Annotated in this window: 8 protein-coding genes and 2 pseudogenes; 6 read left to right on the top strand and 4 right to left on the bottom strand. The window is 66.1% G+C overall.

Translation table 11 applies throughout. The annotated features are described in order from the left end of the window. Positions 1 to 271 precede the first annotated feature (271 nt). The 3 genes and pseudogenes from E9536_RS08130 to E9536_RS08140 all read right to left on the bottom strand — a co-directional run bounded on the left by E9536_RS08130 (position 272) and on the right by E9536_RS08140 (position 2029). Positions 272 to 850: a hypothetical protein gene (locus E9536_RS08130; protein WP_136469670.1), complete on the bottom strand. Its 579-nt coding sequence runs from the start codon at positions 848 to 850 to the stop codon at positions 272 to 274. A 42-nt stretch (positions 851 to 892) separates the two neighbouring features. Further along, a pseudogene (locus tag E9536_RS42050) lies at positions 893 to 1024 on the bottom strand (VOC family protein); the annotation flags it as partial. Between the two features lie 12 nt (positions 1025 to 1036). Then, positions 1037 to 2029, bottom strand: a complete 993-nt coding sequence (locus E9536_RS08140) for a helix-turn-helix domain-containing protein (protein ID WP_027791629.1) — start codon at positions 2027 to 2029, stop codon at positions 1037 to 1039. Positions 2030 to 2363: 334 nt separating this feature from the next. Between E9536_RS08140 and E9536_RS08145 the strand changes: the two genes are divergently transcribed. Next, complete coding sequence (locus tag E9536_RS08145; protein WP_136469671.1) at positions 2364 to 3338, top strand: nitronate monooxygenase family protein; 975 nt, start codon at positions 2364 to 2366, stop codon at positions 3336 to 3338. A 715-nt stretch (positions 3339 to 4053) separates the two neighbouring features. Here E9536_RS08145 and E9536_RS41800 read toward each other — a convergent pair. After that, a pseudogene (locus E9536_RS41800) lies at positions 4054 to 4287 on the bottom strand (transposase); the annotation flags it as partial. A gap of 698 nt (positions 4288 to 4985) precedes the next feature. Between E9536_RS41800 and E9536_RS08155 the strand changes: the two are divergent. The 5 genes from E9536_RS08155 to E9536_RS08175 all read left to right on the top strand — a co-directional run bounded on the left by E9536_RS08155 (position 4986) and on the right by E9536_RS08175 (position 11948). Next, positions 4986 to 5228, top strand: a complete 243-nt coding sequence (locus E9536_RS08155; protein ID WP_059522764.1) for a hypothetical protein — start codon at positions 4986 to 4988, stop codon at positions 5226 to 5228. A gap of 179 nt (positions 5229 to 5407) precedes the next feature. Further along, on the top strand, positions 5408 to 6679 hold the full coding sequence (locus tag E9536_RS08160) for an HlyD family efflux transporter periplasmic adaptor subunit (RefSeq protein WP_059697765.1): 1272 nt from the start codon (positions 5408 to 5410) through the stop codon (positions 6677 to 6679). 11 nt (positions 6680 to 6690) lie between these two features. Then, the gene (locus E9536_RS08165) at positions 6691 to 8925 is read left to right on the top strand and encodes a peptidase domain-containing ABC transporter (RefSeq protein ID WP_136469673.1); all 2235 of its coding nucleotides are present in this window, start codon (positions 6691 to 6693) and stop codon (positions 8923 to 8925) included. Beyond that, the gene (locus E9536_RS08170) at positions 8926 to 10353 is read left to right on the top strand and encodes a TolC family protein (protein ID WP_136469674.1); all 1428 of its coding nucleotides are present in this window, start codon (positions 8926 to 8928) and stop codon (positions 10351 to 10353) included. Then, a complete protein-coding gene (locus E9536_RS08175) occupies positions 10335 to 11948 on the top strand; it encodes an acyltransferase domain-containing protein (RefSeq protein WP_136469675.1) in 1614 nt (537 codons plus the stop codon). The genes E9536_RS08170 and E9536_RS08175 overlap by 19 nt, the downstream gene beginning before the upstream one ends. Positions 11949 to 11986 lie beyond the last annotated feature (38 nt).

Genomic DNA, 11986 nt, shown 5'->3' on the forward strand with positions numbered 1-11986 from the left:
AATGCAAAGAAGTTTTTTATCAATTTACCGGCGCGGTGGCCGGCGGATCGAGCGGCCATTATTGGAGATCGCGCGGCGGTCGATTAAGGCGTTGCACAGGAAAGGTCCTCTGCGAAATCGCGTGGAATCGCGGCGGGACGAAGGCGGGGAGGGGGCGGTTCGGCGGGAAACCCGTCGCCGGGTTTGCGATGCGTTCGAGGGTTCGACGGGAAGTCGGGTGATTCAGTTGACCATCGCGTGATCGTCCGTCGGGCGATGGCCGACGGGGAGCCTAGCGGCGGGCAACCTGCAGCGCAGCTTCGATGCCACCGCCGCGATACGCGGCACGAACGGCGACCGCCCTGGCTTCGAGTGCTTCCGGTGAGAGCCAGGGCCGCAAGCGGACCGCGACGCGCGGCAACGCGGCAAGCTGATCGCGCAGGCGCACGATCGACCGGCAGCCACGGAATGCCGACGACCCGGCGTCGGGGCCGCACGCGGCTTCCGCAAGCTCGGCTGCCCACTCGACGCCGCGGTGGCGCCTGACTTCGTCGAGGTGCGGCAGATGGCGCGCATCGCCCGATAACGCGATCAACAGCGCGGCCCAGTGCGCGCCGCGCCATCCAGCGTTCATGTCGGCCGTGAGGTCGGCCAGCAGCGTGTCGTCCAGCACGGACAGGCTTTGCTGGCACAGGTAGTGGAAGTCGAGCGGCTGGTAGCGGACCTGCGGGTAGTCGCGCAGCACATGGCCGAGTTCGGCGCCGGTCTCGACAGCAGCGGCCAGGAACCGTTCGGCCGGCGCCGGGCGGTTCAGCAGCAGCGTCGGTACGCTCCGGTAGAGCCGGTAGATGTCGTCGGGGTGATAGTGCATCGCGAATGTCGGGGTGATCGACCGGCGCACGCGGCGCGCGGTTCAGGTTTTCTGCTGATCGCCGGGCAGCAGCGCCGTATGACGCCGCTGCATTTCATCGTGCTCGACCGCTTCGATCGTGGGCCCGATCGGCCGATCGTAACCGAACGGGTCGCGAATCTTGCCGGGGCGCTCACGTCGGGTTGTCTACGATTCCCCCGTGGGGCGAAAGCGATCGCGGTATGCGCCGGGGCTGAGGCCGACCTTGTCCTTGAACAGTCGGCAGAACGAGCTGGTATCGCTGTATCCCACCTGGGCCGTAATCCGCTCGAGGCTGAGATCGCCGGCCTCCAGCAAGCCGCGCGCGGCTTCGATGCGCAGGTTCTGCAAATACCGCAATGGCGGCTGATTCAGCGCTGCGCGGAATCGGCGGATGATCGTGCGCTCGCTGACGCCGAGCTCATGCGCCATCTCCGACATCTTCACGTCCTTCGTCATGTGCTTCTGCAGCCAATACTGCGCGCGGTGAACCAGCGAGTCGGCGTGTTCCTTGTCTGCCAGCAACGGGAGATACGGCAACTGCTTCGTCTGGCTGACGTCGATCAGCATCGTCTTCGCGCACTGCGCGGCGATGGCCGCGCCGCAGAAGCGCTCGATGACATGGATGGTCTGCAGCAGGTAGGACGCCGATGCCCCGGCACAGATCAGGCGGTCGGCTTCGGTGACGACGGGTTCCAGCTGAAGGTCGACGCGGGGAAACCGGCTGCGGAACTGATCGGCCAACCACCATGTGGTCGTCGCGGGCCGTTCGTCCAGGAGGCCGGTTCTGGCCAGGACGAACGTGCCGGTGCAGTTCGCCGCAAGGTAGGCCCCCGCGTTCCATTGCGAAACCAGCCAGTCGCATGCGGCCGACTGTCGTGCCAGCAACCGGTCGAAGGCCTTGCCGCTTGCGTAATGCGCGCTGGGAATGAAAACCAGGTCGAACTTCTCGCGCGGCCGGATCGGCTCCGTGTTCAGTTGCAAGCCGTTGCTCGCCATGACCGGCTTCCCCGTCGGAGAAACGAACCGCCATTCGAACTGCGCATTGCCATCGCCCCTTTGCCGCCGCCAGTGCGCGTTCGCGATCTGCAGGATGTCGGCGAACCCGCCCAGGCTGGACGCGTAGCAATCGTCATACGCAAGAATGGCGGCGCGGGGCATGATGTGTCGGATCTCGCATTCGATGTGTCAGTTTCGCCAATGTACGGCAGTTCGGCCCGCGAGGAAACTGGTCGTGTCAACCTGGCGCCGGTTGGCGGGCAGCGACAGAATCGCCATGCGGCCGGCAGCGCGGGGGAGGCGGCATCGTGTGCCGTCCGGGTCGCGAGAAGGCCAATGTGGCCGCCCCCGGGTACCGCCAGGCGCCTCCGTTGCCCGGCAGCGTGGATTTCCGTCGGCTTCGCACCGCCGATTCAGTCGCGCAGTGACGCGCGTCGGGGCCGCAGCGTGCCCTGCATGCGAAGGCGCTTTCGTCTCAACCTGAACCGCAAACATCATGAAAACCAGGATCACCGAACTCTTCGGCATCGACTATCCGATCATCCAGGGCGGCATGCACCATGTCGGGTACGCGGAGCTGGCCGCAGCAGTCTCCAACGCCGGTGGACTCGGCATCATCACCGGCCTGACCCAGCGCTCGCCGGCCGATCTGGCCGCTGAAATCCGGCGTTGCCGCGAAATGACCGACAAGCCGTTCGGCGTGAACCTCACGTTCCTGCCGACCGTCACGTCCCCCGACTATCCCGGCTATATCCGGGCCATCGTCGAAGGCGGGGTCAAGGTGGTCGAAACGGCCGGCAACAACCCGCAGCCCTACCTGGCCGCGCTCAAGGAAGCGGATATCAAGGTGATCCACAAGTGCACGTCGATTCGCCACGCGCTGAAGGCCGAGTCCATCGGCTGCGATGCGGTCAGCGTCGACGGATTCGAGTGCGGCGGCCATCCGGGCGAGGACGACATTCCGAACTTCATTCTGCTGCCACGCGCCGCCGAGGAACTCAGGATTCCGTTCGTGGCCTCCGGCGGCATGGCGGACGGCCGGTCGCTGGTTGCGGCACTTTCGCTCGGCGCGGACGGCGTCAACATGGGAACGCGCTTCGTCGCCACCCGCGAGGCGCCGGTGCACGAGAACGTGAAGCAGGCGCTGGTCGCGGCCTCCGAACTGGATACACGCCTGGTCATGCGCCCGTTGCGCAATACCGAGCGCGTGCTGCGCAATGCCGCGGTCGATCGCATTCTCGAAAAGGAAAGCAGGCTCGGCGACGGCATCCGGTTCGACGATATCGCCGAAGAAGTCGCCGGCGTGTATCCGCGCATCATGAAGGAGGGCGCGCTCGATGCGGGCGCGTGGTCGTGCGGGCTGGTCGTCGGCCTGATCCGCGATATCCCGACCGTGAAGGAACTCGTCGAGCGCATCGTGAGCGAGGCGACGGAGATCATCCGCAGCCGCCTGGCACGTATCGCGGTTTGATCCGGATCGGCGACACGGGATGCCGCCGGCGCGATGCCGGCGAGGATTCGTGCGGGATGTGGTCGACGAGGGCCAACCGGGGGACCGCGGCGATGACCGAAAGCGTGCGGTTGGTGGTCACTGTGTCGATGTAGAGTCTGTCGCGTCGTCGGTTCAAGTCGCCTCGCGGCGCGACCGGGCTCGGGCACCTATGTCCGTCGTGACCTGAATCACTTCACGACGGCCGGGTGCTCGTGTGTTCAATGACTTCCCCTTGTCGAATCGGGTAACCCGGGTTGCCTGATTCCGCTTTCCCCTCGGGTAGCGCCCCCCGGACATCATCCGGATTCCAGCCTGGCCGACGCCACCGCGTTGCGCCACGCGAGCCCGATGCGGTTTCTCCCGGGCTCGACGCGTTGCAGGCCGGTTCGCCGTCGAACTGGGGCAGCATTCGCGAGCCCGATGCGCTGTCGACGCTCGACGAAATCTCGGCGAGCGAGTTGATCCGCGATCTGGAGGGGATGCGGGAGTAACACGTGACATCTGGGTTGATGCGTCGGGGCGAACGGGTGTGGCGATCGCGGGTGTCGACACCGCCCGGTTTCTCGCAAATCAAACTGATCGGGTGTGGTGCAGATTCTCGTTCTCCGGAGATCAAAGGCGGAAACCAGAGCAGGGACGTGGCGAATGCGTAAGCGGAGGACGGCATCTCCCGCGCACGCAATAGCGTCCAGATCTCGAGTTCCGGAATGCGTTGCCGATCCGGCGTGATTGCCTTGCCCTGCGGCGTGACGCCCTGACGCTCCATTTGAAGCTGGCGCACCCAGCGGCTCAGTACCGTCTCGCCGACGCCCACCGAGCGACTCGTCTCCATATGGCCATAGCCCTGGTCGAGCACCAGACACGCGGCCTGCTGTTTGAAATCCGGTGAAAACGTACGACGTCGTTTGGCATCTGACGGCGCATCCATCCGAGTCGGGCGACGGCGACCTCCGACCAGTCAAGGGGACCGGATCTACCGTGAAGACATGACCTTTCCAGAATCAACTGGGGGCATTCAATCGCGGCACGCATGCCTGGAATCGATAATAAAAATAAGTAAATATCCTCAAAATATCGGGTTTGCCCGATGGTGCGGTATCGTACAAAGGGAGTCCGAAAAGTGACCGATCATTGGTTCGTCGGATTCGGCGCTGTAAAAATCTCAGAGGTGAAATCTGATGTCGATCATCCAATCAACGACGTTTAGTTGATTAGATGAACGGCATTTAGCACGCAATTATTATCGGGCGCGGGCTCGATCGGGCAGTCGTTCTCGTTGAAATTTCGTACTCCGTGGCATGCGGGCACCGCGACATCCATGCGCGGAAGCACTTGCACGTCCATTGCCCGGCGTCTTTCAGTGGGACGCCCGCCGAGGCGATGACTGCTCGCATATCGCCGCTGAATGGCCGACGTCGAAAGGCCGATCAATTCATCTCGGTCGACGGGGTTTTATGCGCTTTTTGAGCAGGATTGAATGCATTGGTTTGATTTTGCTCGAGCGATGGATGCGCCGAGTCGTTAAAAGTTTAAATGTATTTAACGTGTTGATCTGCGCCGCAATTGCGGCGTTGTTCGATGCCCCGCTAGATGGATTATCTAGCATTTTGAAACTGGAGAAATGCAATGCAAGAACTGAATCAACAGCAAATCGCACAAGTTTCCGGCGGCTACTACAGCGGCCCGGGCATCCCGTCCGCGTTGGGCAACATCATCGAATGGGGCGGCAGCACCGCGGAGAGCATCGGCAATGCGCTGACGTTCGGCATCTTCGCCGCACCGGTCAAGCAGGCATACAACATCGGCGAGACGATCACGACCGCCGCGGTGAACCTGCTGGACGGCCTTTTCGGCGGCCCGCAGTACTGAGTTGCCTGCATTGAGGCGACGCGGTAGCCGCCGCGTCTCCCGATGATGGAACTGACGATCCGGTATGCACGGGTCTTCTTTGTATACCGGATCGCTTTTGCCTGTTCCGACGCGTGGAAGCGGAATGGACGCCGATACCGATATTGGGCGACATGTTGTTTGGCGACACGTTGGTGAAAATGGAGTTCGGTCTCTTTCGTTCTGAAGCGGCACAGGCTCGGCGCATGCGGGTGCTGGGCGACATCGTGCTGGTGCACCCGCTGTCCATGACGCTGCTGACGGTCGTCGCGATGGTCATGGCCACCTGCGTGGTGCTGTTCTTCGCGTTCGGTACGTATACGCGGCGCACGACGGTCTCCGGCGTGGTGATGCCGGATGCGGGGCTGGTCAAGGTCTATGCATTGCAGCCGGGCATCGTCGTCGAGCGCGACGTGAAGGAAGGGCAGCGCGTGACGCGCGGACAGACGCTCTATACGGTATCGACCGACTTGCAAAGCGCCGCGCAAGGCGCGACGCAGGCCGCATTGATCGCGCAGGCGCGGCAGCGCAAGGCGTCACTGCTCGCGGAAATGGACAAGACCCGCAGCCTGCAGCAGGACGAGCGCGACACGCTGCGCGCGAAGATCGGGAACCTGAAGGGCACGCTCGCGCAAATCGACGACCAGCTCGCGGCCCAGCGGCTGCGTACCTCGATCGCGGCCGATGGCGCAACGCGCTATCGCGGCCTGCTCGCGCAGGATTACATCTCGAAGGACCAGGCGCAGCAGCGCGAGGCCGATCTGCTCGACCAGCAGTCGAAGCTGAACGGGTTGCTGCGCGACCGTGCATCGACGCTCCAGTCGCTTACCGAGGCGAGCAACGAACTGTCGGGGCTCGGCTTCAAGCAGCAGAACCAGCTCGCGCAGATCGACCGAAACGTGATCGACGTCGACCAGAACCTGATCGAAAGCGAGGCGAAGCGCCGGATCGTCGTCACCGCGCCGGAGGCGGGCATCGTCACGGCCGCGATCGCCGACGTCGGCCAGTCGGTCGATACGTCGCGGCCGCTCGCGAGTGTCGTGCCGGGCGGCGCGCGCTGGCAGGCGCACCTGTTCGTGCCGAGCACGGCGATCGGCTTCGTGCGGGTCGGCGAGCCGGTGCTGGTCCGCTATCAGGCGTTTCCCTATCAGAAATTCGGCCAGTACGGGGCCACGGTCGTGTCGATCGCGCGCACGGCGCTGTCGGCGGCCGAACTCGCGAACGACGGTGGCCCGGCGGCGACGCCCGGAGAGGGGCGCGACGCGACTTTCTACCGCGTGATCGTCGCGCTCGACGCGCAGCACGTCACCGCGTACGGCGCGCAGCAACCGTTGCAGGCCGGCATGACGTTGCAGGCGGACATCCTGCAGGAACGCAGGCGCTTGTACGAATGGGTGCTCGAGCCGCTTTACAGCCTGACCGGCAAACTCTGACGGGCGCACGCATGCGATTACTCGATCGACTCTCGTTCGGCCTCGGCCGCAAGCTGCCGATGGTTCTGCAGACCGAAGCGGCCGAATGCGGCATCGCGTGCCTCGCGATGATTGCCGGCTATCACGGCCATCACGTGGATCTCGCGACGCTGCGCACACAGTTTCCGGTCTCGCTGAAGGGCGCGGGCCTCGGGCGCGTGATCGAGATCGCGCAGCGCCTGTCGCTCGGCACGCGTGCGTTGAAGCTCGACATGGCGCAGCTCGGCCAGTTGCGCCTGCCGTGCCTGCTGCACTGGAATTTCAACCACTTCGTCGTGCTGGAGGCAGTGAACGGCAAGACCGCGACGATCCACGATCCGTCGCACGGCATTCGCAAGGTGTCGCTCGCCGACGTCTCGCGCGGGTTCACCGGCGTCGCGCTGGAGCTGTGGCCGAACGCCGGCTTCGCGCCGCGCGCGGCGCGGCCGGCGGTCAGGCTGCGTGAACTGCTGGGCCCGGTGTCGGGGTTGTCGCGTTCGCTCGCGCAGATCCTGGTGCTGGCGATCGCGCTCGAGGTCTTCATGCTCGTGCAGCCGTTCTTCCTGCAATGGGTGATCGACGAAGTGATCGTCAGCGCCGATCGCGACCTGCTGACGGTGCTCGCGCTCGGCTTCGGCCTGCTGCTGCTGATGCAGCAGGCGACCGGCGCGATTCGCGCGTGGGCGCTGATGTATGTCGGCGTCACGCTCAACATCCAGTGGCGCGCGAACGTGTTCACGCATCTGCTGAGCCTGCCGGTGCGCTATTACGAACGCCGCCATCTCGGTGACGTCGTGTCGCGCTTCGGCTCGATCGACACGATCCAGCAGACGCTGACCACGTCGTTTCTCGGTGCGGTGATCGACGGACTGATGACGCTCGTCACGCTGGCGATGATGTTCGTATACAGCCGCACGCTCGGCCTCGTCGCGCTGGCGACGATGGCGTTGTACGCGCTCGTCCGATGGATGTGGTACGGCCCGTTGCGGCGCGCGACGGAGGATCAGATCGTGCACGCCGCCAAGCAGCAGAGCCATTTCCTCGAGACGGTGCGCGGCGTGAAGACGATCAAGCTGTTCAACCGCCAGATCGAGCGGCGCGCGAGCTGGATCACGCTGCTGGTCGAGCAGGTCAATGCGAGCCTGCACGTGCAGAAGCTGCAGATTTTCTATCAGCAGCTCAACGGGCTGCTGTTCGGCATCGAGAACGTGCTGGTCATCTGGCTCGGCGCGCGGATGGTGATGGACGGCCAGTTCACGGTCGGCGTGCTGATGGCGTTCAACGCGTACAAGAGTCAGTTCGACAGCCGGGTCGGCAGCCTGATCGACAAGTATTTCGAGGTCAGGATGCTGCAGTTGCAGGGCGAGCGGCTGGCCGACATCGTGTTCGCGGAAGCGGAACCCGACGCGAGCCTGCGCAGCGTGCCGGGCGAAGTGGACTCGCTCGACCCGAGCATCGAGATCGACGGGCTGTCGTTCCGCTACGCGGACGGCGAGCCGCTGGTGCTGGACGGCGTCAATGCGACGATCGCGGCCGGCGAATCGGTCGCGATCGTCGGGCAGTCCGGTTGCGGGAAGACGACGCTGATCAGCGTGCTGCTCGGGATTCACGAGCCGACGGGCGGCGCCGTGCGCATCGGCGGGCTCGACGTGGCCAGGCTCGGCATCGAGCGGCTGCGCGCGCTGGTCGGCACGGTGCTGCAGGACGACGTGCTGTTCGCGGGGTCGATCGCGGAGAACATCAGCTTCTTCGATCCGGAAGCGGACCCGGACTGGGTCGCCGAATGCGCGCGCATCGCGGCCGTGCACGACGACATCGCCGCGATGCCGATGGGCTACAACACGCTCGTCGGCGACATGGGCACCGTGCTGTCCGGCGGCCAGAAGCAGCGCGTGCTGCTGGCGCGCGCGCTGTACAAGCGGCCGCGCATCCTGGTGCTCGACGAAGCGACGAGCCATCTCGACATTCAGCGCGAGATGCAGGTCAATGCGGCTGTCACGCAGCTCGCGATGACGCGGCTCATCGTCGCGCACCGGCCGGAGACGATCGCGTCCGCGCAGCGCGTCATCATGCTGCAGGGCGGGAAGGTCGTGCTCGATCAATCGACCGCGGCGATGCGCGCGGCGGTCGCGGCGAAGTCGCGTGGCGGCGAACCGGCCGCGACCCGGCCGGCGCCGCACGATGCCGGTCCGGTTGCCGGTCCGGTACAGCCGGTGGCGGGGCGCTAGATGATGAAGCGACCCTTCGCCGTCGTGCTGACCGCCGTTGCGCTGGCCGCCGCGCTGCCGGCGGGCGCGCAGATGCTCGACGTCTATCGCACGCGCGACGACGTCGCGGCGACGCAGGCCGGGTCGATGGCATCGGCCACCGCGTGCGGCGCACGGCGCCTCGACGACCGGCCGATCGCGCTCGAGGACGCGATCCTGCTCGCGATCTGCTCCCATCCGCAACTGAGCCGCACGTGGGCGGACGCGCGCGCGGCGACGGCCGAGGTCGGCGTGTCGAAGGCCGCATACCTGCCGACGCTGAACGCGACGGCCGGGATCCAGCGCGACAACGTGAACACGACCTATACGGGCGGCTTTTCCGGCGATCAGCGCAGCACCAGCCGCTACGGCATGCTCAACCTGAGCTGGGTGCTGTTCGATTTCGGCAAGCGCGGCGCGAACCTCGACCGCGCGCGTGCGTTGCTGCGCGCGGCCAATGCGGCGCACGACGACGCGTTGCAGAGCGTCTTCTACGACGCGGCGCAGGCGTTCTATGCGCTGCGCGACGCGCAGGCGGCGCTCGAGGCGGCCCAGGCGGTCGAACGTGCCGCGCAGGAGAGCCTGGCCGAAGCGAGCGCGCGACACGACGGCGGCGCAGGCACGCTCGGCGACGCGTTGCAGGCGCAGACGACCTATCGCAAGGCACTGCTCGATCGCGTGAGCGCGGAGGGCGACCTGCAGAACGCGATCGGCACGCTCGCGACGACGCTCGGCGCCGACGCCGACACGTCGCTGCGCATCGCCGATGCGGAACCGTCGCCCGATCGCGACGATTTCACGCGCGGCGTCGCGAACCTGATCGCCGAAGCCAAGCGCGATCACCCGAAGCTGATCGCCGCGCGCGAGCGGCTCGAAGCGGCGCGCGACCAGATCCGCGCGGTGCGCGCCCAGTCGCTGCCGACGATTTCGCTGATGGGCAGCCTCACGCGCAACAACCCGTCATACCAGCAGCAGCCGTCGCTGTTCCAGTTGCAGAGCAGTCACAGCAACTCGATCGGCATCCAGATTTCGATTCCGCTGTTCGAGGGCTTCGCATCCGGGTATCGCATCGCGGAGGCGAAGGCGCAGGCCGATGCGCAGGAAGCCGACGTGCGCAATACCGAACTCAAGGTGTCGCTCGACGTGTGGAAGAGCTACCAGAGCCTGCAGACCGACACGACGAACCTCGACAACTCGCAGCATCTGCTCGACACCGCGCTGCATTCGCTCGAGATCGCCCGCGGCCGCTACAAGGCCGGGGTTGGCACGTTCACGGAACTGCTGAATGCGCAGTCGGCGCTCGCGGATGCGCGCCGGCAGCGCGTGCTCGCGGTGTCGAGGTGGCGGACCGCGAGACTGAAGCTGGCCGAGAGCCTTGGGAGATTGGGATTATGGAACGACGCAGGTTGAACGGCACCGGGCCGAACGCGGGCGACGCGCAAGCGCACGGCTGCGCGTTCCTGTTCCCGGGACAAGGGGCGTTCTATGCGGGCGCGTTGCGGCAACTCGGACACGAACACCGCAGCGTACGGCAGACGCTCGACACGATCGACGCGGTCGCGAGCGAGCGGCTCGGCCATCCGCTGACCGGCTCGCTGTGGCGCGACGACGCGGGGCTCGATACGTGGCTGCGCGACGCGCCCGACTTGTTGCAGCTCGGGATCTTCGGCGCATCGGTCGGGATGTTCGGCGTGCTGCGCGAACGCGGCATCGTCCCCGACCTGCTGATCGGACACAGCTTCGGCGAAATCGCGGCGCTGGTGTGCGGCGGGATGTATTCGATCGAGCAGGGCGCGCGGATCGTGTGCGACAGGATTGCATCGTTGCAGGCCGCGGCACCGGCCGACGGCATGATGGCCGCGATTTCGGCCGGCGCCGACGCGACACTCGCGCTGATCGACGCGAGCGCGCTCACGCACGGGGTGCGCAACGTCTGCATCGCGGTCGAGAACCATGCGTCGCAGACCGTCGTGTCCGGCCCGCGCGACGCGCTGGAAGATTTTGTCTCGGCCTGCGCGGCGCAAGGCGTGACCGCGCAGACGCTCCGGTCTCCGTATGGCTTTCATCACCCCGACCTGGCCGGCGCGCGCGCACAGTTCGCCGCGCGGCTTGCCGCATATCGGCCCGGCGCGCTCGCGATTCCGGTGTATTCGCCGATCCTCGGCCGCCGCTATAGCGGCGCCGACGATCCCGGCATGCGGCTCGCGTCGCATTTCGTGATGCCGGTGCGCTTCGCGGACGCGATTCGCGCCGCGCGCGCGGACGGCATCGACCGCTACGTCGAGTGCGGCGGGCTCAATGCGCTGGCGCGCATCGTCGTGCGCATCGTGGGGCCGGGCGCGGTCAGGACGTTCGGCGGCCCGTCGAACGTGGCAGAGGAATCGAGCGTCGTCACGACGATCACCCGTTATTTCCAGGAGGACACCATCATGAAAGACGATATTCGCATCGGTAACGCCGGCTCCGGCTTCGACGCGTTCTGGCACGCGCGCGGACCGCACATCGTCGACTGGCTCAAGGGCGAACTGCGCCACGCGTTCGACGCGGCGGGCGCGGTGCCGGCAGGGGCCGCACCGACGGCGACGCCGTTCGCGCCGCAGCCGGAACCGATCGTCGCGCCCACGCCGCGCCTCGCGGCAGTGGGCGGGGCCGCGCTGGCGCCTGCTCCGGCGCCGGCGGTGCTGCATGCTCCGGGTGAGCCGGTGACGGCGCCCGCGGCGGTTGCAGCGGCGCGGCCCGCGCACGTGCCGCGCGAGCGGCTGTTCTCGGAGCTCGTCGATATCTACGCGCAGGCGATGGAATATCCGGCCGAGGTGTTCTCCGAATCGATCGAGCTCGAAGCCGAACTCGGTATCGACTCGGTCAAGCAAACCGAGATCATCCAGCGCATCACCGCACGTTATGCGTTGCCGCCGCTGCCCGCGAATTTCCGCAGCGGCGACTTCAAGGCGATGGGGCAGATCGTCGATTTCGTCTACGAGAACCAGGGAAAGGCGCACGCCTGACGGCCGTGGGCCGAAACGTTGGTCGGCAGGGGGGGGCC

Source organism: Burkholderia sp. LS-044, assembly GCF_004803625.1.
Lineage (GTDB): Bacteria > Pseudomonadota > Gammaproteobacteria > Burkholderiales > Burkholderiaceae > Burkholderia > Burkholderia cepacia.